The organism is Streptomyces sp. NPDC059452 (genome assembly GCF_042750035.1).
In the GTDB taxonomy this organism is placed as follows: domain Bacteria; phylum Actinomycetota; class Actinomycetes; order Streptomycetales; family Streptomycetaceae; genus Streptomyces.
This window is the reverse complement of record NZ_JBHYVE010000019.1, coordinates 1-24,021: the sequence shown is the minus strand read 5'-3', so window position 1 is coordinate 24,021 and position 24,021 is coordinate 1. Positions and strand designations below refer to the sequence as shown.

22 protein-coding genes and 1 riboswitch are annotated in these 24,021 nt (G+C 71.2%); of the genes, 15 read left to right on the top strand and 7 right to left on the bottom strand.

What is annotated here, in order from left to right; genetic code table 11:
- Window positions 1-18: 18 nt before the first annotated feature.
- Window positions 19-525: a flavin reductase family protein gene (locus ACFW9Z_RS23795; RefSeq protein ID WP_384644467.1), complete on the bottom strand. Its 507-nt coding sequence runs from the start codon at window positions 523-525 to the stop codon at window positions 19-21.
- Window positions 526-895: 370 nt separating this feature from the next.
- Here ACFW9Z_RS23795 and cdgB point away from each other — a divergent pair, with 370 nt between their 5' ends.
- Both cdgB and ACFW9Z_RS23785 read left to right on the top strand, forming a co-directional pair.
- Window positions 896-2,551: a diguanylate cyclase CdgB gene (gene cdgB, locus ACFW9Z_RS23790; RefSeq protein ID WP_384644181.1), complete on the top strand. Its 1,656-nt coding sequence runs from the start codon at window positions 896-898 to the stop codon at window positions 2,549-2,551.
- Between the two features lie 143 nt (window positions 2,552-2,694).
- Window positions 2,695-3,699 carry a CBM35 domain-containing protein gene (locus ACFW9Z_RS23785; RefSeq protein ID WP_384644179.1) on the top strand — a complete coding sequence of 335 codons (1,005 nt, stop codon included), beginning with the start codon at window positions 2,695-2,697 and terminating at the stop codon, window positions 3,697-3,699.
- A 151-nt stretch (window positions 3,700-3,850) separates the two neighbouring features.
- On the opposite strand, the gene ACFW9Z_RS23780 is transcribed toward ACFW9Z_RS23785, so the two are convergent.
- The 3 genes from ACFW9Z_RS23780 to ACFW9Z_RS23770 form a co-directional block, all read right to left on the bottom strand.
- On the bottom strand, window positions 3,851-4,777 hold the full coding sequence (locus ACFW9Z_RS23780; RefSeq protein WP_384644177.1) for a 1-phosphofructokinase family hexose kinase: 927 nt from the start codon (window positions 4,775-4,777) through the stop codon (window positions 3,851-3,853).
- 195 nt (window positions 4,778-4,972) lie between these two features.
- Complete coding sequence (gene nagA, locus ACFW9Z_RS23775; RefSeq protein WP_384644175.1) at window positions 4,973-6,130, bottom strand: N-acetylglucosamine-6-phosphate deacetylase; 1,158 nt, start codon at window positions 6,128-6,130, stop codon at window positions 4,973-4,975.
- Window positions 6,130-7,023 carry an ROK family protein gene (locus ACFW9Z_RS23770; protein ID WP_383871598.1) on the bottom strand — a complete coding sequence of 298 codons (894 nt, stop codon included), beginning with the start codon at window positions 7,021-7,023 and terminating at the stop codon, window positions 6,130-6,132. Before ACFW9Z_RS23770 ends, nagA begins: the two co-directional genes overlap by 1 nt.
- 444 nt (window positions 7,024-7,467) lie before the next feature.
- Here ACFW9Z_RS23770 and ACFW9Z_RS23765 point away from each other — a divergent pair, with 444 nt between their 5' ends.
- The 3 genes from ACFW9Z_RS23765 (at window position 7,468) to otsB (ending at window position 10,125) form a co-directional block, all read left to right on the top strand.
- Window positions 7,468-8,745 carry an ABC transporter substrate-binding protein gene (locus ACFW9Z_RS23765; RefSeq protein WP_384644173.1) on the top strand — a complete coding sequence of 426 codons (1,278 nt, stop codon included), beginning with the start codon at window positions 7,468-7,470 and terminating at the stop codon, window positions 8,743-8,745.
- A 58-nt stretch (window positions 8,746-8,803) separates the two neighbouring features.
- Window positions 8,804-9,064: a DUF3263 domain-containing protein gene (locus ACFW9Z_RS23760; RefSeq protein WP_384644171.1), complete on the top strand. Its 261-nt coding sequence runs from the start codon at window positions 8,804-8,806 to the stop codon at window positions 9,062-9,064.
- Between the two features lie 203 nt (window positions 9,065-9,267).
- Entirely contained in the window at window positions 9,268-10,125 is an 858-nt protein-coding gene (gene otsB / locus ACFW9Z_RS23755; RefSeq protein ID WP_384644169.1) for a trehalose-phosphatase, read from the top strand.
- Between the two features lie 7 nt (window positions 10,126-10,132).
- Here otsB and ACFW9Z_RS23750 read toward each other — a convergent pair whose 3' ends face one another.
- Both ACFW9Z_RS23750 and ACFW9Z_RS23745 read right to left on the bottom strand, forming a co-directional pair.
- Window positions 10,133-11,524 carry a trehalose-6-phosphate synthase gene (locus ACFW9Z_RS23750; RefSeq protein ID WP_384644167.1) on the bottom strand — a complete coding sequence of 464 codons (1,392 nt, stop codon included), beginning with the start codon at window positions 11,522-11,524 and terminating at the stop codon, window positions 10,133-10,135.
- Window positions 11,525-11,587: 63 nt separating this feature from the next.
- A complete protein-coding gene (locus ACFW9Z_RS23745) occupies window positions 11,588-12,538 on the bottom strand; it encodes a glucosyl-3-phosphoglycerate synthase (protein ID WP_384644465.1) in 951 nt (316 codons plus the stop codon).
- Window positions 12,539-12,691: 153 nt separating this feature from the next.
- Window positions 12,692-12,819, top strand: a riboswitch (SAM riboswitch).
- An 18-nt stretch (window positions 12,820-12,837) separates the two neighbouring features.
- On the opposite strand from ACFW9Z_RS23745, the gene thrC reads away from it, so the two are divergent.
- The 10 genes from thrC to ACFW9Z_RS23695 all read left to right on the top strand — a co-directional run bounded on the left by thrC (window position 12,838) and on the right by ACFW9Z_RS23695 (window position 23,226).
- Window positions 12,838-14,133, top strand: a complete 1,296-nt coding sequence (gene thrC, locus ACFW9Z_RS23740) for a threonine synthase (protein WP_384644165.1) — start codon at window positions 12,838-12,840, stop codon at window positions 14,131-14,133.
- Between the two features lie 35 nt (window positions 14,134-14,168).
- Window positions 14,169-14,447: a MoaD/ThiS family protein gene (locus ACFW9Z_RS23735; protein WP_384644163.1), complete on the top strand. Its 279-nt coding sequence runs from the start codon at window positions 14,169-14,171 to the stop codon at window positions 14,445-14,447.
- 409 nt (window positions 14,448-14,856) lie between these two features.
- A complete protein-coding gene (locus tag ACFW9Z_RS23730; protein ID WP_003967346.1) occupies window positions 14,857-15,063 on the top strand; it encodes a cold-shock protein in 207 nt (68 codons plus the stop codon).
- Window positions 15,064-15,490: 427 nt separating this feature from the next.
- Window positions 15,491-17,113, top strand: coding sequence for a chaperonin GroEL (gene groL, locus ACFW9Z_RS23725; protein ID WP_384644162.1), 1,623 nt, complete (start codon window positions 15,491-15,493; stop codon window positions 17,111-17,113).
- Between the two features lie 194 nt (window positions 17,114-17,307).
- Window positions 17,308-17,871, top strand: a complete 564-nt coding sequence (locus ACFW9Z_RS23720; RefSeq protein WP_384644160.1) for a hypothetical protein — start codon at window positions 17,308-17,310, stop codon at window positions 17,869-17,871.
- Between the two features lie 605 nt (window positions 17,872-18,476).
- A complete protein-coding gene (locus ACFW9Z_RS23715; protein WP_107424356.1) occupies window positions 18,477-18,599 on the top strand; it encodes a keywimysin-related RiPP in 123 nt (40 codons plus the stop codon).
- A gap of 50 nt (window positions 18,600-18,649) precedes the next feature.
- Window positions 18,650-20,683, top strand: coding sequence for an asparagine synthase-related protein (locus tag ACFW9Z_RS23710; protein ID WP_384644463.1), 2,034 nt, complete (start codon window positions 18,650-18,652; stop codon window positions 20,681-20,683).
- Entirely contained in the window at window positions 20,680-20,931 is a 252-nt protein-coding gene (locus tag ACFW9Z_RS23705; RefSeq protein ID WP_384644158.1) for a lasso peptide biosynthesis PqqD family chaperone, read from the top strand. The genes ACFW9Z_RS23710 and ACFW9Z_RS23705 overlap by 4 nt, the downstream gene beginning before the upstream one ends.
- Window positions 20,928-21,413, top strand: a complete 486-nt coding sequence (locus ACFW9Z_RS23700; protein ID WP_384644156.1) for a lasso peptide biosynthesis B2 protein — start codon at window positions 20,928-20,930, stop codon at window positions 21,411-21,413. The genes ACFW9Z_RS23705 and ACFW9Z_RS23700 overlap by 4 nt, the downstream gene beginning before the upstream one ends.
- On the top strand, window positions 21,352-23,226 hold the full coding sequence (locus tag ACFW9Z_RS23695) for an ABC transporter ATP-binding protein (RefSeq protein WP_384644154.1): 1,875 nt from the start codon (window positions 21,352-21,354) through the stop codon (window positions 23,224-23,226). Before ACFW9Z_RS23700 ends, ACFW9Z_RS23695 begins: the two co-directional genes overlap by 62 nt.
- Before the next feature lie 4 nt (window positions 23,227-23,230).
- Here ACFW9Z_RS23695 and ACFW9Z_RS23690 read toward each other — a convergent pair whose 3' ends face one another.
- Complete coding sequence (locus tag ACFW9Z_RS23690) at window positions 23,231-23,818, bottom strand: Uma2 family endonuclease (protein ID WP_384644153.1); 588 nt, start codon at window positions 23,816-23,818, stop codon at window positions 23,231-23,233.
- Window positions 23,819-24,021 lie beyond the last annotated feature (203 nt).

Genomic DNA, 24,021 nt, shown 5'->3' with positions numbered 1-24,021 from the left:
CTCCTGTGACGGCGGCCCTCACCCCAGCTGCCGGTAGCGCCCCTTGAAGTACGTCAGCGGGTCCCCGTCCGGGCTCGGCAGTCCGGCCGTCAGCACGCGGCCGATCACCAGGGTGTGGTCGCCCGCCACCACGCGCTGCTCGGTACGGCACTCCAGCGTCGCCAGCGCCCCGCCGATCAGGGGCGCCGCCGTCACCTCGCCCCGTACGTACGCCAGGTCCTGGAACAGCAGCCGGTCGCTGATACGGCCCTTCATGGCGAACCGGCCCGCGATCTGCCGCTGGCCCGCCGCCAGGACGGAGACGGCCCACAGGGGCTGCTCGGAGAGCAGGTCGTCCATCCGGGAGTCGTTGCGCAGACTCACCATCACCAGGGGCGGGTCCAGGGACACGGACATGAAGGCGGTGGCCGTCATCCCGACGTCCTCGCCGCGGCCCTCCTCGTCGAGCGGCGGCTCCTGGGCGGTGACCAGCACCACTCCGGCGGCCAGCCGCGCGAGTGCTGCGCGGAACTCGTCGTTGCTCACCCCCTCAGCATGGGGGATGGGCTCGGGGCGCGGGATGGCGGAAGTCTTCTGCAGCACACCGGAACGCTAACCGCGCGCGCCCGGCCGCCGCATCGGGCCAGGGGACCAGACAGGTCCTAGGACTCCGGTCCGACGGGCGAGGCCGTGGCCGAATGTGTATGGCCGGATTTGCGTTCAGGAAAACGACAGAACGCCCGAAGAGTCACCTCTGACGCAGGGTCATCTGTTGTGACTTGGGTCACAGAGTCCATTTTCTGCTGACCCTGTGTACCGGGTGCACAGCTCACTGTGATTCAGTGGCCGTGACACTACAACAAGTACGTCGATATGAAACCTGGAGTTGCTGTCGAGGTCTCGGGGAGTGCGAGCGATGGAGGCCGAGTCGGAACCCTACGTCCGCCTTGCGACCATGCGGCAGCTGCACCAGGCCGTCGCCGATCTCAACACGGCGCGGAGTCTGGCGGACACGCTGCAGACCGTGGCGGACGGCATCGTCACCGGTCTCGGCTACGAGCTGGGCTGCGTCAACCTGGTCCGGCCCGACGGTGACCTCGTCATCGCCGCCTTCGCGGGCAACGCCGCCGCCGAGGCCCTGATCACCGGCCGGGTCGGCTCCCGCGCCTCCTGGGAGCGCCGGCTCTCCATGGGTGAGGCCTGGGACCAGCTGCGGTTCATCCCGCACACCGAGGGCTGGGTCCTGCTCGACGACGACGTACCGCAGTGGCACACCGAGGGCCCCGAGCCCCGGTTCGAGGACGAGTGGCACCCGCTGGACCGGCTCTACGCCCCGATGTACGCCTCCGGGGGCGGCCGGGACCTCCTCGGGGTCATATCCGTCGACCGGCCGCGCAACGGGCGCCGCCCCGGCGCATGGGGGCGTGAAGCGCTCCAGATGTACGCGTCCCAGGCCGCCATTGCGATCAGCAACGCTCGCTTGCGAGCAAACATGCAACGCGCACTGGTCAGGCTCGAACGGGAACAGCAGGCGCTGCGGGCCAGCGAGGAGTCCTTCCGGCAGGCCTTCGAGTACGCGCCCAGCGGGATGGCCATCGCCGAGATGGGCGGCGACCAGCACGGCCGGCTCCTGCGCACCAACGACGCCCTGTGCCGACTGCTCGGCCGCCCCGCCTCCGTACTGCGCCGCTACTCCTTCGCCGACCTGGTCCACCCCGAGGACATCGGCACCCTCCTGCGCACCTCCGCCGAGGGCGGCCGGGCCGAGCTGCGGCTCGGGCGGCGGGACGGGACGTACCTCTGGGTCTCCCTGCGCAACTCGGTCGTCGCCGACACCGCCGACGGGCCGCGCTTCCTCCTCACCCACGTCGAGGACATAGAGGAGCGCAAGCGCCACGAGCTGAACCTCGCCCACCGCGCCTCGCACGACGCGCTCACCGGCCTCCCCAACAGCGCCGAGCTGAAGTCCCGCCTCAGCGCCCGGATCTGCGAGCGGCCGAACTCCCCGGCCGCGACCGCGATCGAGGCGCTGGACGCGGCGTACGGAGACGTCGAGTCGTCCCTCACCCACGGTTACCAGGCCGACGGGTACGAGGGGGAGGCGGCGCCCGGCGGCGGGCCCTACGACCACCACGTGCACACGGTCGCCCCCGACACGGAGCACGACGACGGCACGAAGGGGCTCGCGGTCCTCTTCTGCGACCTCGACGGCTTCAAGTCCATCAACGACCGCTTCGGCCACCACACAGGTGACGCGGTGCTCATAGAGGTCGCGCGGCGGCTCTCCACCTGCGTCCGGGACGGCGACACGGTCGCGCGGCTCGGAGGTGACGAATTCGTCGTTCTCGCGGACGGCCTCGGGGCAGCGGACGCCGCTGACCTGGCCGTACGTCTGAGAAATGCCATCATTCCGCCCATAAGGGTCGACGGGCGCGCCGTCCGGGTCGGGGCGAGCTTCGGCATCGGCTGGGCCGAGTGCGGGATGAGCGTGGAAGAGGTCCTGCGCTCCGCCGACCAGCGGATGTACGTCGAAAAGCGGTCCCGGTCGAAGGTCCACCGCAGGGCCGGCTGACGTTCATGAACGCTTCCTTCCCCTACCCCGTACCCGTTCCGCCGGGTCCGCCCGGTCCGTGATCGCAATTCGGACTCTGCTCCGTTCGAGGTAGGCTCGGCCGGTCGGCGACGGCTGGCGACATGGTGAGGAGTGACCCAGGGATGACGGCCGGAAACAACGGCGCGAGCAAGCCCGAGGACGACGATCCGTTCGGCTATCTGTACGCGGACGGACAAGCGGCAGGCGCCCAGCCGCCCGGCCAGGGCGGCTACGGCTACCCGGGTCCGGCCGCGCAGCCGGGCGTACCCAGGACGTCGTACAACCAGGTGCGGACCGTCGGCGAGCGGCAGTACGGGCAGCACCAGGCGCCGCCGCAGCAGCAGGGGTACGGCTACCCGCCCCAGCAGCACGGCCAGCAGCCTCCGCCGCAGTACAACCGGCCGAACCCGCAGTACGCGGCCCCCGAGACCTACCCCGGTGGCGCGCCCGCCGCGCAGCACGGCTCGGTGCCGGGCGGCGGCGGTCCCGGCCGGGGCGGCCCGAACACCAAGGCGCTGCTGATCGGGGCGGTCGCCGTGGTCGCGGTCGTCCTCATCGGCATCGGCGTCGCGCTGCTCTCGAACGGCGACGGCGACAAGGACGCCAAGAAGAACAACGAGGCGGTGTCCACGGGCGGCCCCGCCGAGAAGCCCGAGGAGTCCGAGAAGCCGGAGAAGAAGCCGGAGGAGTCCGAGAAGCCGGCCGAGCTCCCGAAGCAGGACGCCGCGACGCTGTCGCTGGGCGGTCCGGCCGGGGTGGAGAGCTCGATCAAGGGGGCCCAGGGGGTCAACGGCTCGTACGTCACCGGGTTCAACAACGTGGGTTCGTCCGTGACCTGGCGGGCCGACATGGAGGACGGCGGCGCCTACCGCCTCGCGGTGCGCTACGCGATCCCGGCCAAGGACGCCGACGCCACCCTGACGGTCAACGGCAAGGCGAACAGCCAGCCGATCGGCCTGAAGAACTTCATCAAGTCCTCCGACGAGGACTGGGAGAAGAACTGGCAGACCACCTGGGCGCCGGTCACCCTCCAGCCCGGACAGAACGAGATCAAGATCTCGTGCGAGGACGGCAATCAGTGTGACGTGATCCTCGACTGGCTTGAGGTCACGCGCGCCACGTCCTGAAGCGGCCCTGACGGCCTTGACCGGCCCTGACGGCCCTGACGAAAAGCCCCTGCCCCCGGAAGCTCGTCCGGGGGCAGGGGCTTTTTCGACCTCAGGGCGTTCGGCCTCAAGGCGTTGGACCTCAGGATGCCCGGCCTCAGGATGCCCGGCTTCAGGGCGCCGGAACGTGCGGTTCCACCCTCACCCGCGGCAGCAGCTCCGCATAGGCCGCCGCGTCGAACTCCCCGGCCGCCGGGGCCAGCACCGTCGCCGTCGACAGGGCCACCGCCCGGGCCAGCCGCTCCGGCCAGTCGAGCCCCTCGGCCAGGCCGGAGAGCAGCCCGGCCACCGCGGAGTCGCCCGCTCCGGTCGGGTTGCCGCGTACGGGGGCGGGCGGGGCGGCCCGCCAGGTGCCCTGCGGGGTGACGGCGAGGACGCCCTCGGGCCCCAGCGAGGCGACCACCGTATGGGCCCCGCGGCGGCGGGCGTCCCCGGCGGCGCGCAGCGGTTCGCGGAAGCCGGTCAGCCGGGCCAGCTCCTCCGCGTTCGGCTTGACCAGGTCGGGGCGGGCGGCCACGCCCCGGCGCAGGGGCTCGCCGCTGGTGTCCAGGAGCACGGGTACGGAGGCGGCGCGGGCGGTCCGGACCAGCTCGGCGTAGGCGCCGACGTGGATGCCGGGCGGCAGGGAGCCGCAGAGGGCGACCGCGTCGGCCGAGGCGACGAGCTCTTCGTACGTGCGCAGGAAGGCGGCCCATTCGGCGGGGCCGACCTGCGGTCCGGGCTCGTTGAGCTGGGTGGTGTCGCCGGTCGAGCGGTCGGTGATCGCGAGGGTGCGGCGGGTGTTCCCGGCGACCGGGACGAGGGCGTCGCGCGGCGGGAGCGGGGCGAGGAGGCCGCGCAGGACGTCTCCGGTGGCCCCGCCGACGAAGCCGGTGACCACGCTCTCGTGGCCCAGCGCGCCCAGCACCCGGGCGACGTTCAGCCCCTTGCCGCCGGGGCGTTCGGTGACCTCGCCGACCCGGTGGCTGGTGTGCGGGACGAGTGCGTCGACGGTGTACGTCACGTCCAGCGCGGCGTTCAGAGTGACGGTCAGGATCACCTGGTCCGCCCCCTCCCTCGATTCCCTCGAACCCCTGACTCTCAGCGGCCCGCGTGACCTTCTTATGGTGACGCGTGCTCAGTCAAGGTGACGCGTGATGCTGGTGATCATGCCAAAGGGAGGGCGGCCGGGCCCAGTCCCGGGCTCCGACCGCCATCTCTTCGTTACGTGCTCAGCAGGAACAGAGGGAGGTGCTCAGGCCGTCTTCGGCTCGATGATCCACTCGCCCTTGCGCATGACGCCCGCCAGGACGAAGTCCTCGTCGAGCACCACCAGGTCCGCGTCCTTGCCCGGCTCCAGCGAACCGACCCGGTCGTCGACGCCCAGGAGGCGGGCGGGGTTGGCCGAGATGGACCGTACGACGTCCTCCACCGGGATCCGGTCGATGGTGACGGCCCGGCGGAACGCGGTGTCCAGGGTGAGGGTGGAGCCCGCGATGGAGCCGCCCTCCACCAGCCGGGCCACCCCGTCGGTGACCTCGACGGCGAGCGGGCCCAGGTCGTACAGCCCGTCGCCGAAGCCCGCCGCGTCCATCGCGTCGGTGATCAGTGCGACCCGGCCCGCGCCCTTGTGGTGGTAGGCCAGCTCCAGGATCGCCGGGTGCAGATGCGTACCGTCGTTGATCAGCTCGACGGTGATCCGGTCGTCCTCCAGGAGCGCGGTGATCGGGCCGGGCTCGCGGTGGGCGATGGGGGGCATCGCGTTGAACAGGTGCGTGGCGACGGTGGCGCCCGCGTCGATCGCCTCGACGGTCTGCGCGTACGTGGCGTCGGTGTGGCCGATCGCGGCGATCACCCCGAGGTCCGCGAGCAGCCGTACGGAGTCGAGTCCGCCGGGCAGCTCGGTGGCGAGGGTCACCATCCGGGCGGCACCGCGCCCGGCGTCGACCAGCTTGCGGACCTCGGCCGGGTCCGGGTCGCGCAGCAGCGCCTCGCTGTGGGCGCCCTTGCGGCAGGGCGAGATGAAGGGGCCCTCGAAGTGGATACCGGCCAGGTCGCCCTGTTCGACGAGCTCGGAGAGGATCCCGGCGCGGCGGGCGAGGAAGTCCATCTCGCCGGTGACCGTGGAGGCGACCAGCGTGGTGGTGCCGTGCTCGCGGTGCGTACGGATGCCGTGGAGGACCTCGTCCACGGTGCCGGAGGTGAAGGAGGCCCCGCCGCCGCCGTGGTTGTGCATGTCCACGAAGCCGGGGACCACCCAGTGGCCGGTGAGGTCGACGATCCGGGCGCCCTCCGGCGCGGAGCCGGAGATCCGGGTGGACTCGACGGCCACCCGGCCGTCCTCGACGGTGCCGGTGGGAAGGACCACCCGGGCACCCGCGAGGACCGTGCTGTCTGCTGCGCGTCCGGCCATCAGGCGGATACCTCCGTGGCGAGTAGATCCCAGGCGAGCAGCCCCGCGCCCAGGCATCCGGCGGTGTCCCCGAGGGCCGCCGGGACGATGTGGGGCAGCTTCTGGAACGTGACGCGTTCCTCGACGGCCGCACGCAGTGGTGTGAACAAGGTTTCCCCGGCCTCGGCGAGACCGCCACCGATGATGAGCGTGCGCGGGTCCAGCAGGGTCAGCGCGGTGACGAGGCCCGCGGCGAGCGCGTCGACCGCGTTCCGCCAGACCTCGATCGCCGCCGGGTCGCCCGATTCGACGGCCTTGGCGCAGTCGGCCGCGTCCGCCTCGGGGTCCCCGGAGGCGGCGGCCCAGGCCCGGGTCACCGCGGAGGCGGAGGCCAGGGTCTCCAGACAGCCGCGCTGGCCGCAGCTGCACTCCAGGCCGTCCGGCCGGACCACGATGTGGCCGATCTCGCCCGCGTACCCGTGGGCGCCCGCCTCGATCTGCCCCGCGATCCCGATGGCCCCGGCGATGCCGGTGCCCAGCGGCACGAAGAGGAAGCGGTCGGCACCCCGGCCCGCCCCGATCCGGCCCTCGGCGAGCCCTCCAGTGCGTACGTCGTGGCCGAGGGCGACGGGGATCCGGCCGAGGCGTTCGCCCAGCAGGGCGCGCATCGGTACGTCGCGCCAGCCCAGGTTGGCGGAGTAGATCGCGATCCCGTTCTCGGCGTCGACGATGCCGGGCACGGCGACCCCGGCGGCCACCGCGCTCTCGCCGAAGTGCTCCTCGCCGTACGCGCGCAGTTCCGCGGCGAACGCGAGGACGGTCTCGACGACCGCGTCGGCGCCGCGCTTCCGGCCGGTGGCCCGCCGCGCCTCGTGGAGCAGCGTGCCGTCGGTCCCGACCAGCGCGGCCTTCATTCCGGTGCCGCCCACATCGAGGGCGATGACATGTCTCACGAGAGACAGTTTCGCCCGCCGACCCCTAAAAGGTCTAGTCCACTAGCGCGGTTTGTTGCGCATCCATACAAAATGATGAACGAGTGAAGGCGGACCGTTTCCTGCCGGAAAGCCACGAAATGGGCATCGGGGGTGAGGGTCCGACCGGTCAATGGTCTGGACCAACATACGGGTTCGGGGCGTCGACTGCCATAGCCTGTAAGCCAGTTGTGGCCCGCAAAGCCCGCATACGTTGCCGAAGCGATACGCCTGTGGTGTAGACCTCCCCCTCCGTAGTGGGGGAAAATCGCAGTTCATCCGGACGGTGGCAGGACGGGTGGCGCCGCCGTGGCCGACAGGAAGTCCGACCGGGAGTCCGCACGACGACGCGACGCCCACCGTCCGCGAGCCAGGTGATCGACGAGGATGGGCGAGGCTGTGCAGCGGCGCTTTACGGTTATGACCGCGGTGGTGGCCGCGCTGGGATTGACGGCAACGTTGTCCGGCTGCGGGGGCGAGAGCGGCTCGGGTGAGGTGACCCTGAAGCTGGTCGCCGCCGACTACGGCACCAGTTCGGCCAACAGCTCCGAGAAGTACTGGAGCGGTGTCGCGGCGGGCTTCGAGAAGCAGCACCCCGGCATCAAGGTCGAGGTCAACGTCTACTCCTGGAAGGACGTCGACCGCAAGGTCGCCGAGATGGTGAAGGCGGGCAGGGCCCCCGACATCGCCCAGATCGGCGCCTACGCCGACTACGCCAAGGCCGACAAGCTCTACAGCGCCGACCAGATGATCTCCATCCCCACCCAGGCGAACTTCCTGCCCTCCCTCACCGACGCGGGCAAGGTCGACGGCACGCTGTACGGGCTCCCGTTCGTCGCCAGCACCCGGCTGCTCTTCTACAACGAGAAGCTCTTCGACGAGGCGGGTCTCGACGCCCCCGAGACCTGGGACGACATCCAGAAGGACGCCACCGCGCTCAAGGCGAAGGGCGTCACCACCCCGTTCGCCCTGCCGCTCGGCCAGGAGGAGTCCCAGGCCGAGACGCTGATGTGGCTGCTCAGCAACAGCGGCGGTTACGTCGACGACGTCGGCCTGTACGACATCGACTCGGCCCAGAACATCGCCACGTTCAGCTGGCTGCGGGACAACCTCGTCGGCAAGGGCCTCACCGGCCCCGTCGAGCCGGGCAAGCTGGACCGGGCCAAGGCGTTCGAGGCGTTCACCAAGGGCGAGGTCGGCATGCTCAACGGCCACCCGACGCTGATGGAGGAGGCCGAGGCCAAGGGCATCAAGGTCGGCATGGTGCCGCTGCCGGGCGCCGAGGGGCCGACGAAGGGCTCGATGGGCGTCGCCGACTGGATGATGGGCTTCAAGCAGAACGGCAACCGCCAGGCGATCGGCAAGTTCTTCGACTACGCCTACTCCGACGAGAACGTGCTCGCCTTCGCCGACGAGTACGACCTGCTCCCGGTGACCGGCAGCGCGTCCGCCGAGATGGAGACGGACGCCAAGCACGCGAAGCTTCGCGAGTTCCTGGCCGCGCTGCCGAACTCCCAGCTGCCCCCGTTCGGCAAGACGTCCTGGGCGACGGTGAGCGAGTCGATCAAGGCGAACATCGGCGAGGCGGTCGCGCCCGGCGGGAGCCCGGAGCGGGTGCTCGGGGCGATAGCGGCGGAGGCGACGAAGGCCGAGAGCGCGGAGTAGGCGGGCGCGGCCGGGAGTGGGGCGGCGCGGTGTCGGCGGGCGCGGTTAGGTTGGTTGTATGACCGCCTCCGACGCCGAGCCCGCACCTCCCCCCCAGGGGCTGTCCGACCGTGACCGGGCGCTGCTCGCGCTGGAGCGGCGGTCCTGGGCGGGTCCGGGGGCGAAGGAGCGGGCGATCCGGGAGGAGCTGGGCATCTCCCCGGTCCGCTACTTCCAGCTCCTCAACGCGCTGATCGAGGACGAGCGGGCGCTGCGGGAGGATCCGGTCACGGTGAACCGCCTGCGCCGGCTGCGAGCGGCGAGGCGCGAGCGGCGCTGACGGCCCATGTCGGGGCGCTGCCACCGAACCCCCGCTCCTCAATCGCCGGAGAGGCTGAAAACGCGCCTGCGCTTTGCGGGCCGTACGCGTCGGTGGCCGAGGCCCGAAAATCAAGCCCCTCCGGCGATTGAGGAGCGGGGTGCGGGGCGGAGCCCCGGGTGGGCCCGGGCCCCCGGTCGGCCGCACACCGCTAGGCTCACCCCATGGGCAGCCACTCCGTACAGCCGCCGATCCCGACCCCGACCACCCCGGCCGGACGCGAAGGACTGGACGCCGTCCTCGCCCGCCCCGACCGCGCGGTCATCGCCCTCGACTTCGACGGCACCCTCGCCGACATCGTCCCCGACCCCGAGCAGGCCCGCGCCCACCCCGGCGCCGTCACCGCGCTCGCCGCACTCGCGCCCAAGGTCGCCTCCGTCGCCGTGATCACCGGCCGCCCCGCAAGCGTCGCCGTCCGCTACGGCGGCTTCGCGGGCGTCCCCGGTCTCGATCACCTCGTCGTCCTCGGTCATTACGGCGCCGAGCGCTGGGACGCCGCGACCGGCACCGTCAAGGCCCCCGCCCCGCACCCCGGCGTCGCCGCCGCGAGGGCCGAACTCCCCGGCGTACTCCACGAGTTCGACTCCTGGCACGGCACCTGGGTGGAGGAGAAGGGGCAGGCCGTCGCCGTCCATACCCGCCGCGCCGACAACCCGCAGGCCGCCTTCGAGACCCTGCGCGGCCCCCTCGGCGAACTGGCCGCCCGCCACGGCCTGATCCTCGAACCGGGCCGTCAGGTACTGGAGTTGCGCCCGCCGGGCATGGACAAGGGCGTCGCGCTCGCCACGTACGTCGCCGAGGTCGACGCCGGGTCCGTCCTGTACGCGGGCGACGACCTCGGGGACCTGGCCGCCTTCGCCGCGGTGGAGAAGCTGCGCGGCGACGGCCCGGACGGCATCCCGGGCCTGCTGGTGTGCAGCGGCAGCGCCGAGGTGCCCGAACTGGCCGAGCGCGCCGACCTGTTGGTGCCGGGCCCGGCCGCCGTGGTGGGCTTCCTGGCGGCGCTGGCGTACCGGCTCTGAAGACCTCTTACTCCTGCCGCAGCGCCTCCAGCTGGTCCAGGAACCAGCGCTGCGGCGGGAGCGCGGTCGCCGCCTCGGCCAGCCGCTTCGTGCGCCCGGTCCGTTCCTCCCCGCTCATCGACAGGGCCTCGTGCAGCGCCTCCGCCGTGCCCACCACGTCGTACGGGTTCACCACGATCGCGTCCGCGCCCAGCTCCTCGTACGCCCCCGCCTCCCGCGACAGCACCAGCGCGCAGCCGTGGTCGGAGACGACGGGGACCTCCTTGGCGACCAGGTTCATCCCGTCGCGGATCGGGTTGACCAGCGCCACGTCCGCCAGCCGGTACGCGGCGAGCGAGCGGGCGAAGTCGTCCTTCACGTGGAGTACCACGGGCGTCCAACTCTCCGTGCCGTACGCCCCGTTGATCTCGGTGGCCAGGGTCTGCACCGCCGCCGTGTAGTCCCGGTAGACCGTCAGGTCCTGACGGGAGGGGTAGGCGAAGGCCACGTGGACCACGCGCTCGCGCCACTCGGGGTGGGCGTCCAGCAGGGCCCGGTAGGCGTGCAGGCCGCGCACGATGTTCTTGGACAGCTCGGTCCGGTCCACCCGGACGATGGTCTTCCGGCCCTCGCCCACCTGCTCCCGCAGCGCCGCCATGCGCTCGTCCACGTCCGCCTCCTGCGACCGCCGCCGCAGGAACTCCGCGTCCGCCCCCAGCCCGTGCACCCCGATCCTGGTCCGGCCCGTCCCGCCCAGGATCTCCGTACAGCAGCCGATGAACGCGTCGGCCCACCGCCGGGTCAGGAACGCGGCCCGGTCCGCCCCGAGGATGCCGCGCAGCAACTGCTCGGCGATGTCGTCGGGGAGCAGCCGGAAGTAGTCGACGGGCGCCCACGGGGTGTGCGAGAAGTGGCCGATCTTCAGGTCCGGGCGGAGCTCGCGGAGCATCCCGGGAACCAGGGCCAGGTGGTAGTCCTGGACGAGGACCGAGGCCCCCGGCTCCGCCTCCTCGGCCAGTGCCTGGGCGAAGGCCCGGTTGTACGTCTCGTAGGCGGCCCACTGCCGCCGGAACTCCGCGTCGAAGACCGGCTCCACGGGGGTCTGGTAGAGCAGGTGGTGGACGAACCAGAGCACGGAGTTGGCGATGCCGTTGTACGCGTCGGCGTGCACCTCGGCGTCGATGTCGAGCATCCGTACGCCCGGCTCACCGACCCCGCGCCGCACCGCCTCGCGGTCGCCGTCGCCGAGGGCCGCGCAGACCCAGAGCTTGTCGTCGACGGCGCTCAGCCCGGAGACGAGCCCGCCCCCGCCGCGCTTGGCGTCGAGCGTGCCGTCCTCGCCGAGCGTGTACGTGATCGGGCCGCGGTTGGACGCGACGAGGACCTGGGCAGTCGAGGAGGGTGCGTGCTCGGAGACCATGTAGCGGAACCTAGCCCGTAAGGGAAGCCGCCAAACGCGCGTCCGGAGGACGGGCCACCACTTTCACGCCGCGTGCCGCTGCGCGTACTCCTCGATCTCCCGCATCGGTGGCCGCTCCTCCGTGTCCACCGCATGGGTGCGCGGTACGAACCCCTCCGCGCCCCGCTCGAACTGCGTCAGCGCGGGCCGCACCAGATGGCCCCGGGAGAGCCGCAGCTGGGCCGTGCGGTAGATCGCCGCCGCCATCCGGCCCAGCGCCTGCCCGTCCTGGTGGCGGTGGCGCCGCACCCCCACGTCGACCTGGCCCAGCGCGTCCAGGCCCACGGTGTGCAGCGCGTCGACCAGGAGCCCCAGCTCCACTCCGTAACCGACCGGGAAGGGCAGCCGCTCCAGCAGGGAGCGCCGCACCGCGTACTCGCCGCCCAGCGGCTGCACGAAACCGGCCAGCTGCGGCCAGTGCAGATTGAGCAGCGGGCGGGCCACCAGCTCCGTGACGCGGCCGCCCTGACCTGCGGTGTCGCCGAGCGGACGGTCGTACATCGCCTTGACGAACTGCACGCCGGGGTCGGTGAGCAGCGGGCCGACCGTCCCCGAGACGAAGTCCGCGGAGAAGTCCTTGAGGTCGGCGTCGACGAAGCAGACGATCTCCCCGCTGGTCACCAGGAGCGACCGCCACAGCACCTCGCCCTTGCCGGGCAGCGCCGGGATCCGGGGCAGGATCGCGTCCCGGTGGACCACCCGGGCGCCCGCCTCCCGCGCGACGGCGGCGGTGGCGTCGGTGGAGCCGGAGTCGATCACGACGAGCTCGTCGACCAGCCGGACCTTCTCCATCAGCTCCCGCCGGATCGTCGCCACGATCGCCCCGACCGTGGCCTCCTCGTTCAGCGCGGGCAGCACCACACTCACCGACGTGCGGTGCGGTTCGGCGTTCCGGGCGTCGGTGAGCCGGGGCAGCGGGCGGTCGGCGGACGACCAGGAACGCCTGGTCAGCCAGCGTTCCACCTCTTCGAGCACGGTCGGCACCCCTCGTATGTGATCCATCTCGCCGTTCGGACGACTATCTCAACCGTCCGCTCCTTCGGTTACAGTCTTGAACAACGCGGATGACCGTCGCATGTCGGGGTACGTCCGCACACAAACGCCTGGATCGAAGATCCAGTGCCACAGAGCTCATCCAGAGGGACTGAGGGAACGGCCCGTTGAAGTCCCGGCAACCCTCCTACCGACCGCGAGGTCACGGTGGGGAAGGTGCCAATTCCGTCTTGTGGCGAAATGCGCCGCAAGGAAGATGAGGAGAAAGGGCCTCCGCCATCATGGCTGTTCAGACCATCGCAGGTAATGCCACCACCGCCTCCGTGGACCTCGGTCCCGCCGCGGCGCTTTCCTGCCGCGAGTGCGGCGAGCGTTTCGAACTCGGCCCCCTTTTCGCCTGTGCGTCCTGTTTCGGGCCACTGGAAGTGGCGTACGACCTGCCCACCGGCTCCCCCGAAGAGCTGCGCAAGCGCATCGAGGCCGGTCCGGACAACATCTGGCGCTATGCCCCGCTGCTGCCGGTCCCCGCCGATGTCGCGGAGAAGCCCAACCTGAACCCCGGCTTCACCAAGCTGGTCAAGGCCGACAACCTCGCCCGTGAGCTGGGCGTCACCGGCGGTCTGTACGTCAAGGACGACTCCGGCAATCCGACGCACTCCTTCAAGGACCGCGTCGTCGCGATCGCCGTCGAGGCCGCCCGCGCCTTCGGCTTCACCACCCTCTCCTGCTCCTCCACGGGCAACCTGGCCGGTGCCGTCGGCGCCGCCGCCGCCCGCGCCGGACTGCGCTCCTGCGTCTTCATCCCGCACGACCTGGAGCAGGGCAAGGTCGTCATGGCCGCGGTGTACGGCGGTGAACTGGTCGGCATCGAGGGCAACTACGACGACGTCAACCGCTTCTGCTCCGAGCTCATCGGCGACCCGCTCGGCGAGGGCTGGGGCTTCGTCAACGTCAACCTGCGCCCGTACTACGGCGAGGGCTCCAAGACCCTGGCGTACGAGATCTGCGAGCAGCTCGGCTGGCGGCTGCCCGACCAGATCGTCATCCCGATCGCGTCCGGCTCCCAGCTGACGAAGATCGACAAGGGGTTCCAGGAGCTGATCAGGCTCGGCCTGGTCGAGGAGAAGCCGTACAAGATCTTCGGTGCCCAGGCCGAGGGCTGCTCCCCGGTCTCCGCCGCCTTCAAGGCCGGGCACGACGTCGTACGCCCCCAGAAGCCGAACACCATCGCCAAGTCCCTGGCCATCGGCAACCCGGCGGACGGCCCGTACGTCCTCGACATCGCCCGCCGCACGGGCGGCGCGGTGGAGGACGTCACCGACGAGCAGGTCGTCGACGCGATCAAGCTGCTGGCCCGCACCGAGGGCATCTTCGGCGAGACGGCGGGCGGGGTGACCGTCGGCGTGACCAAGAAGCTGATCGAGGCCGGCGTGATCGACCCGGCGCTGACCACCGTCGTCCTGAACACCGGTGACGGGCTCAAGACGCTCGACGCGGTCTCCGCGACCTCCCAGGCGACGGCCACCATCAAGCCGAGCCTGGACGCGTTCCGCGCCGCGGGCCTCGCCTCCGCCTGACCATCCCGACCGCAGCAGCCAGAAAGGCGTCCGCCATGAGCGTCAAGGTCCGCATCCCCACCATCCTCCGCACGTACACGGGCGGCCAGGCCGAGGTCCCGGCGGAGGGCACCAAGCTCTCCGAGGTCATCGAGTCCCTGGAGAAGGACCACCCGGGCATCGCCGCCCGCGTCCTGGACGACCAGGGCAAGCTGCGCCGCTTCGTGAACGTGTACGTCAACGACGACGACGTGCGCTTCGAGGGCGGCCTCGACGCGGCCACGCCGGACGGCTCCGGTATCTCGATCATCCCGGCCGTGGCCGGCGGCTGCTGACTCCGCCTCACCCCGTTTGCCCCCTCCGCCCCACAGAGCGGAGGGGGCAATTCTGCATGGTTGAGCACGGTACAGTTGGGGAAACCCCCTTCGCTGCGCGTGCCGCCCGCATATGAGAATGCGCCCGGCCCCGATAAGAAGTAGCCAAAGTGCGTGAACCCCTTGAGGCATAAGTGGCCTTTGCCGGGCCCGACTTGCCCGTAAATCTCAGCAATCCCGCATATTCGGGTGTTCAGCCATGCCCGGAATTCTCGTCCGATTGACCTGTTGCAGAGGGCAGTTGGGCGGATACATTCGGCCGCGGTCGACGCGCTACGGCGCCGCGCACCCTCTCCTGTCGGAGGGTGGGTTCCGACCCGGGGCCGCGAAGTGCGGTCCCGTGCAAGGGCCAGTAATAGGGGAGTTAGGCATGGCTCAGGGCACCGTCAAGTGGTTCAACGCGGAGAAGGGGTACGGCTTCATCGCGGTCGACGGTGGTGCGGATGTTTTCGTCCACTACAGCGCGATCCAGATGGACGGGTACCGCACCCTCGAAGAGGGTCAGCGAGTTGAATTCGAGATCTCGCAGGGCCAGAAGGGGCCCCAGGCCGACATGGTCAAGCTCGCCGTCGGCTGAGGCCGAGCCCGGCGCGGCCGGCCGACGACACACCGCTCACGACTCACGCACGAAGGGCCCGACCCCGGAGAGATCAGGGGATCGGGCCCTTCGTGCGTGTCCGTGCGTGTCCGTGCGTGTCCGTGAGGGGCCGTGACGGGGGTGCGGGCCTGGTCGTGCGGGTCCGTCAGGATGTCCGGGCCGACGGGGTCTCTGTCCGGATCCGGTCCGCATCCGGCCCCCGCCCGACGAGGGACGCTTGCACTCGCAGGGGTCGAGTGCTAATCATTGGCGTTAGCACTCTCCAGGTGAGAGTGACAGAAACTTGGACCGGGCCGGTGAGGCCCGCAGGCGCGGTGGGGCAAGGAACCACCACGCAGGCAGGCCGTCCGTCGCGGGCGCCTCTCGGTCCGGAGAAATCCACCCCTGTCCGGGAGGACCACTTCACATGGCCAAGATCATCGCGTTCGACGAGGAGGCACGGCGCGGTCTCGAGCGCGGGATGAACCAGCTCGCCGACGCCGTCAAGGTCACCCTCGGCCCCAAGGGCCGTAACGTCGTCCTCGAGAAGAAGTGGGGCGCGCCCACGATCACCAACGATGGTGTTTCCATCGCCAAGGAGATCGAGCTCGAGGACCCGTACGAGAAGATCGGTGCGGAGCTGGTCAAGGAGGTCGCCAAGAAGACGGACGACGTCGCCGGCGACGGTACGACCACCGCCACCGTTCTCGCCCAGGCTCTCGTCCGCGAGGGTCTGCGCAACGTCGCCGCAGGCGCCAACCCGATGGCCCTCAAGCGGGGCATCGAGAAGGCCGTCGAGGCCGTCTCCGCCGCTCTGCTGGAGCAGGCCAAGGACGTGGAGACCAAGGAGCAGATCGCTTCGACCGCCTCCATCTCCGCCGCCGACACCGAGATCGGCGCCAAGATCGCCGAGGCGATGGACAAGGTCGGCAAGGAAGGCGTCATCACCGTCGAGGAGTCCCAGACCTTCGGTCTGGAGCTGGAGCTCACCGAGGGTATGCGCTTCGACAAGGGCTACATCTCGGCCTACTTCGCCACCGACATGGAGCGTATGGAGGCGTCGCTCGACGACCCGTACATCCTGATCGTCAACTCGAAGATCGGCAGCGTCAAGGACCTGATCCCGCTGCTGGAGAAGGTCATGCAGTCGGGCAAGCCGCTGCTGATCATCGCCGAGGACGTCGAGGGCGAGGCGCTCTCCACCCTGGTCGTCAACAAGATCAAGGGCACGTTCAAGTCCGTCGCCGTCAAGGCTCCGGGCTTCGGTGACCGCCGCAAGGCCATGCTCGCGGACATCGCCATCCTCACCGGTGGCACCGTGATCTCCGAGGAGGTCGGTCTCAAGCTGGAGAACGCCGGCCTGGACCTGCTCGGCCGCGCCCGCAAGGTCGTCATCACCAAGGACGAGACCACGATCGTCGACGGTGCCGGGGACAGCGAGCAGGTGCAGGGTCGCGTCAAGCAGATCCGCGCCGAGATCGAGAACTCCGACTCGGACTACGACCGGGAGAAGCTCCAGGAGCGCCTGGCGAAGCTGGCCGGCGGCGTGGCCGTCATCAAGGCCGGCGCCGCCACCGAGGTAGAGCTCAAGGAGCGCAAGCACCGCATCGAGGACGCGGTGCGCAACGCCAAGGCCGCCGTCGAGGAGGGCATCGTCGCCGGTGGTGGCGTGGCTCTGCTCCAGGCCTCGGCCGTCTTCGACAAGCTCGACCTCACGGGCGACGAGGCGACCGGCGCCAACGCCGTGAAGCTCGCGCTGGAGGCCCCGCTCAAGCAGATCGCCGTCAACGGTGGTCTTGAGGGTGGCGTCGTCGTGGAGAAGGTCCGCAACCTGCCGATCGGTCACGGCCTCAACGCCGCGTCCGGCGAGTACGTGGACATGATCGCCGAGGGCATCATCGACCCGGCGAAGGTCACGCGCTCCGCTCTGCAGAACGCCGCCTCCATCGCGGCGCTCTTCCTCACCACCGAGGCCGTCATCGCCGACAAGCCCGAGAAGGCCGGCGCGGCCGCCCCGGGTGGCATGCCGGGCGGTGACATGGACTTCTGATCGGCTGCGGAGGCCTCACCGCCTCTCGTCGGACGATCGATGTCCTGAGTACGTCCCACAGGGGCGGTACCTCCGTAACGGGGGTACCGCCCCTGTGGCGTGCCCGGGGACAATGCGGGAACTGAACGAAGCGGAACGGTTGTTACGCGCGCGGGGGACGCGGGCGGCACGCGTGGAACGGGGGCGGGGCGGCCATGACGGGTACGCAGGCGGGGGACGGCGGCAGGCAGGCGACGCAGGGGTGGCAGGGGCGTCGGAGGTGGGACCGGGGGCGGCTCAAGGGCGCCTGGCTCGTCCTCGTGGGGACGGTCCTGTTCGCGGCCGGGGCGTTCATCGTGGTGACCGGGACGGGGCTCTCCGGCGTGTTCGGCATGCGGGTGGAGACCTTCGGCCGGATCGACTGCCACGACACCCGCACCGAGAAGGGGCAGACCGTCTGGCACTGCTTCGGCGAGAGCCCCGCCCAGCAGCGCGCCAACGACGCCGAGCGCGACCGGGTCGCCAAGGAGTCGCTGCGCGTCCATGTGGACGGCATGCCGAAGTCGGCCGAGATCGGGCGTACGCGGATCACCTTCGCGGACCACGACGGCCGGAAGGACCCCGAGAGGATCACCGCGACCCAGGTGTTCGAGGGCGGCCGGTGGTTCGCCCACTCGGGGACGGTCTTCGGGTACGGCATGATCCCGCTGCTGCTGGGCGCGGGCACGGCGGCCTGGGGCGTGTACCGGGTGCGCGAGGCGGGCACCCGGCGCGACTGAGGGCGGCTGAGCGGCGGCTGAGGGACGGCTGAGGGACGGCTGAGGGGCGGAAACCAGGCCCCCCGGGCCGGAAAGGGCCTGCTTGGAGCCCCGGGCCCGACCGGTGCGGGTGATCGGCTTGGCCGAATGGTTACTTGTCGTGCCCCGCACCGTACGGCAGGGCGTGTTCGCCCGGTTACGCCGATGCCGGTGGCGCGCCCGTCGCCCCTGGGGTAAGGCGGGCGGAGAGGCGCCGGAGGGCGGGTGACGGCTGGTTCCCCCGCTCCGCCGACGGCAGCCCGCTCTCTTGCCAGCTCACTGCCCGGTCGCGCCGCCGCCCGCGCTCATTGGTCCAGTCCAGTCACCTTCCAGGGCTCTGCGGTGTGCGACTGCACATGCCGACCGGTCGGTGGGCCGGAGTGCGGCGGTCCGCGCCTCCCCGGCCCCTTCACGCTCTCGCTATCCAGCCAACTTTGCGAGGTAAGTCGGAATGATGCGTACCGCTCTGTCGGCGGGACATGATGGCTCTGGTGTTCACCTGGTGAACACCAGTCGCATGAATAACTCAAGTTATGCAGAAGCTATTTGGGCATAACGGCCGTCAACCGCACAGAAGGGAAGGTGTCATGAAGCAGCAGAAGAAGGCTTACGTGAAGCCGTCGCTGTTCAAGCAGGGCGACTTTTCGAAGAAGACCGCCGGTTACTTCATCGGTTCGTACAAGGAGTTCTGGAGCCGGCGCATCATCTGATCCGCCGACCGGTTCCCTGCGCACTGTGTGAGAACTTCCGAAAGGTGAAGATGCCCGGCCTGCTGCGTGACTACTTCGTCGTCCTGCCGGACAGCGTGGCGGGCCACGCGGTGGCCGGGCGGCTTCCCGTACCGGAAGCGGCCACGGGGGTGGGTGACGCCCTGACCGTCACCCACCCCTCGGGCCGTCCCTGGATCGTCGCCCGCCCGCTGGTCCGCAAGGTCAGCCACCTCGGCCGGGGCGACGACGCCCTCGTCCTCATCGGCCCGGACCGCGTCCCCGAGGCCGTGCTCGCCGGCATCCTGGAGGGCGCCCGCGACCGGACCGGCCTGGAGCGCCGCCTCGCCCGGCTGCCCGGCCTCTACCACGTGGTCGCCCGGCTCTCCGGCGAGATCTGGATGCGCGGTACGGCGTCGGGGCTGCGCCGGATCCACCACGCCCGGCACCCCGAGGCCGGGACCATCGCCTCCGACCGCCCCGCCGTCCTCGCCCATCTGACCGGCGCACCCCTGGACGACGGCGCGCTGGCCCTGCGCCTCCTCGACTTCCTGCCGCACCCTCTGAGCCGACGCGCCCTGTGGCAGGGCGTGCACGAGGCCGGGGCCGGGTACGGACTCGCCCTGCCCGCCGCAGCACCGGGCACGGCCGCCGCCCCCGGCCCCCGCGAGCACCGCTGGTGGGAGCCCCCGGCGCCGGAACTCTCCCTCGCCGAGGGCGCCCGAAGACTCGGGGACGCCGTCGCCGCCTCCGTACGGGCCCATGTCGGCGGCCTGGACCGGATCAGCTGCGAGCTCTCCGGCGGCATGGACTCCACCGCCCTGACCTTCGCCGCCCGGGAGACCGGACCGGCGACGCTGTCCCTGCTGACGGTGGCCGCCCGGGACCGCTACAGCGAGGACGAGAGCTGGGCCCGCCGCGCGGTGGAGGCGGCGGAGAGGCGCGGGCGCACGGCTGCCCCCACCGGCACCGGCACGCCCGGCACCACGCCCGGCACGGCCGCTCCCGCCACCGGCCCGACGACCCTCACCGGCACCGGCCCGACCACCCCCACCGCCACCAGCACCGGCAGCGCCCCCGCCCTGGACCACCACCTCATCCCCGCCGCCGACGCCCCCTACTTCTACGCCGACCTCGCCTCCTTCGCCGACGAGCTGAACGACGAACCGCTCCCCGTCGCCCCCGGCCGGGCCCGCGCGCACCTGCTCCTGAGCCGCGCCCACGCCACCGGCTCCCGCTACCACCTCACCGGCTACGGCGGCGACGAACTCTTCCTCGGCCTGCCCCACACCTACCAGGACCTCTTCCACGGCAACCCGTTCACCGCCTGGAACCGCCTCAGCGGCCTGCGCCACCAGCTCGGCTGGCCCCTCCTGCCCACGGTGAAGGCCCTGCTGGACCGCTCCCCGTTCCCGCGCTGGCTCGCGGGCGCGGTCACCGCCGCCCCGCAGCCCGTCGCCCGCACCCCGCTGCTCTCCTGGGGTGTCCGGCAGTCCCTGCACCCCTGGTTCACCGAGCACGCATGCGCCCTGATCACCGAGGAGTTCCGGGCCGCCGCCGAGCACGCCGAGCCGATCGACCCGTGGCGGGGGCGGCATGTGGACATCGACGCGGTACGGATGGGGGCCCGGCACTTCCAGGCGATGGAGGACATCGGCATGACGATCGGGCTGCCGGTCGCCGCGCCCTTCTACGACGACCGGGTCCTGGAGGCGACCCTCGCCGTACGCCTGCCGGAGCGGATCGCCCCCTGGCGCTACAAGCCGCTGCTCGCCGAGGCGATGCGCGGGGTGGTGCCGGACGAGCTGTTGGCCCGTACGACGAAGGACCACATGGCCTCCGACGAACACCAGGGCCTGCGCGAACACGCCCCGGAGCTGATGGAGTTGTGGGCCGGATCCCGGCTCGCCGAACGCGGCCTGGTCGACGCCCGACAGCTGCGCAGGCTCGCCGCCGAACCCTTCTCGCCGGTCCTGGTCGAGCACTCCGTCAGCTCGACCGTGGCCGGGGAGACCTGGCTCCGCACGGCCGAGAACGCCTGGACCGCACCCCAGTTGACCCCCACGATCAGCGAGGCAACCCCGTGAAGCTCAGAAAAGGCATCGCCGTCACGACGACCGAGTACGGCGGCGTCCTCCTCGACGAAAAGAGCGGCAGCTACTGGCAGTTGAACGACACCAGCGTCATCGTCGTCGAGACCCTGGCCGCCGGACAGGCACCCGAAGCCGCCGTCGAGCGGATCGTCGCCGAGTTCGACGTCGACCGTGCCGAGGCGGAGTCGGACGTCGCCGAACTGACCCGCCAGCTCGTCGAGGCGAAGATCCTGCGCCCATGACCACCGAGATGACCATGCCCCGCCGGGGTGCGGGCCCGGGTGGTCTGCGGCTGCGTGCCGCGATCGCCGCCGCGTTCGTCCTGGCCCCGCTCAAGCCGGGCCGCCTGCGCCGGGTGCTGACCCGGTGCAGCCGGGGTGCGCGCCCGGCCTCGTACGACGAGACGCTGGAGGTGTACGAGGCCGTCATCGCCACCAGCCGCCGCTGCGCGGGCCGTTACGGCTGCCTGCCCCGCTCCGTGGCCATCGCCCTGGCCTGCCGGATGTCCGGCGTCTGGCCCGAGTGGTGCGCCGGGGTCCGGACGGCGCCCCCGTTCGCCCCCCATGCTTGGGTGCAGGCGGGGGGCCGTACGGTTGGCGAGCAGGCAGAAGCGGCCGATCTGCGTCCTTTGATGGTGGTGACGGTTCGCGAAGGGGGCCCGGGTGAGCACGGTGGCAGGGACAGCGGGAACGACAGGGGCGACAGGGACGGGCAGGCCGCCTGAGGGAGCGGGGGCGCCCGCTGCCGAGGTGCCCCAGGGCACACCCCCACCCCCCGCCCCCCCGGAGAAGTCCGGCCCCTCCCCCCTGCGCCTCCTCCTGACCCGGGTCCGGCCCTACCGGGGCGTACTCCTGCGCGCGGGGCTCCTCTCCCTCACCGGGTCGGCGGCCGGGCTCGCGATGCCGCTGATGGCCAAGTACGCCGTCGACGCGTTCGCCGCCGACCGCTCGCCCCTCGCCCCGCTCGTCGCGCTGACCGTGCTCGTCCTCGCCGGGGCCTGCCTCTCCGCGTACGGGCGTTACCTCATGGCCCGTACGGGAGAGGGCGTCGTCCTCGGTGCCCGCGACCAACTCGTGGGCCGCATCATGCGGTTGAAGGTCCCGGCGGTGGACCGGCTCACCCCCGGCGACCTCCAGTCCCGCGTGACCAGCGACACGACCCTCCTCCGGACGGTCCTCTCCAACGGCCTGGTGGAGTCCTTCAACAGCGTGCTGATGCTGCTCGGGACGATCGCGTTCATGGCGTACATGGACCTGACGCTGCTGGGCGTGACGCTGGTGGTGATCGTCGGTGTCGGAGCCATAACCGCCCTTCTCATGCCCCGGATTCAGCGCGCGCAGCTCCGCGCGCAGGAGTCCGTCGGCGCGATGGGCGCGGCCCTGGACCGGGTGCTCCAGGCGTTCCGTACGGTCAAGGCGAGCGGCGCGGAGGAGCGGGAGACGGCGGCGGTCGCGCAGGCGGCACGGCACGCGCACGACCGGGGCGTGACGGTGGCGAAGTGGTCCTCGGTCTCCGACGTCACGATGATGATGTCGATCCAACTGGCCTTCCTGGCCGTGCTGGGCGTCGGCGGAGCGCGCGCCGCCTCGGGCTCCCTGGAGATCTCGTCCCTGATCGCGTTCCTGCTCTACCTCTTCTACCTGATGGGCCCGATCGGCGGCCTGGTCGAGGGCTGGACGGGCCTCCAGAGCGGCCTCGCCGCCGTACGGAGGATCGACGAGGTGGAGTCCCTGCCGGGCGAGCCTTCCGGCGGCGGAACCGGGGGCGGGCTCGGGGCCGTACCCGGGGACGGTGCCCCGCTGGGTGTCACCTTCCAGGACGTGGCCTTCGGGTACGGGGACGAGCGCGCCCCCGCCCACAAGGGCATCACGTTCGACGTGCCGACGGGCGGGCTGTTGGCGCTGGTGGGCCCGTCCGGGGCGGGCAAGTCCACGGTGTTCAGCCTGCTGGAACGGTTCTACGACCACGACTCCGGCACGATCACCGTGGACGGCCGGGACATCCGGGACTGGCCCCTTGCGGAGCTGCGGGGCTCGATCGCGTACGTGGAACAGGACGCCCCGGTCCTGGCGGGCACCCTCCGCGAGAACCTTCTCTTCGCGGCCCCGGACGCCCCGGAGGACCGGCTGGCCGACGCGGTGACCCGTACCCGCCTGGACGCCCTGGTCGACCGGCTGCCGGACGGCCTGGACACGGCGGTCGGCCACCGGGGCGTGACCCTCTCCGGCGGCGAACGCCAACGCATCGCCATCGCCCGCGCCCTGCTGCGCCGCCCCCGTCTGCTCCTCCTCGACGAGGTGACCTCGCAACTGGACGCGGTCAACGAGCAGGCGCTGCGTGACGTCATCCTCGAACTGGCCGAGCAGACAACGGTGTTGGTCATCGCCCACCGCCTGTCCACGGTCCGCCACGCCGACCGCATCGTGGTCCTGGAGGAGGGCCGCGTCCGCACGGCGGGCACGCACGAGGAGCTGATCGCGTCGGACGACCTCTACCGCGAACTGGCCACGACGCAGCTCGCGGCGGAGGTGCGGTGAGGGGTCAGCGTGCGTAGTCCTTGAGCTCCTCGGTGTCCAGGGTGATGGAGACGGGGTGCGGAAGGGTGACCGGGTCCCCGTAGTCGTAGGAGTGCTGCTGCCGGTAGCGGCCCTTGTCGGGCTCGCTGTGGACCACGAGTGTCCCGGATTCGCGGTCGATCAGGAGATACACGGGGATGTCGGCCGCCGCGTGTCCATGAGGCTTCTCGTTACGGTCGCGACGGTCGGTGTCGTGGTCGTAGGAGGTCACTTCCAGGGTCATCAGGACGCCGTCGGCGGGTGCCCACTCTCCTTGTCCCGCGAAGTGCCGACGATGGGCGAGGGCGCCGTCGGGTCGGGCGCGGCCCTGCCGGTACGCCTCCACCATCAGCCCCTGCTCCGGATGCAGGTCGAGGTCGGGACGGTGCTGCATGCACTGGCGGAGCAGCCACATGAAGATGGTTCCGTGGTCGCCGTCAGGCACGGGCTTGACCTCTAGCCTTCCGTTGATGAGCTCAAGCGTCACGGTCTCGGGGGCCGAGCGGGCGAGCTGCTCGAACTCCTCGACCGACATCTGGGCGCGCGGTGCGTGATCGGCGGTGCTGGGGGTCATGGCGTCGCCTCCTCCCCTCCATCGTGCCCTGCCGGATCTGCGGGTGAGCTGCACGGTTATCGGTATGTCCTACCTTTCAAGGCGTGGGTCTGATCTGGTCATTCGTAGGATCGGAGGGCCCAGGGGTTCTGGGTATGGCTGTCATCGGGGCGCCGTTGGCAAGGCTCAAAGGACTTGGCCGCCCGGAGCCCCGCGACGACTCG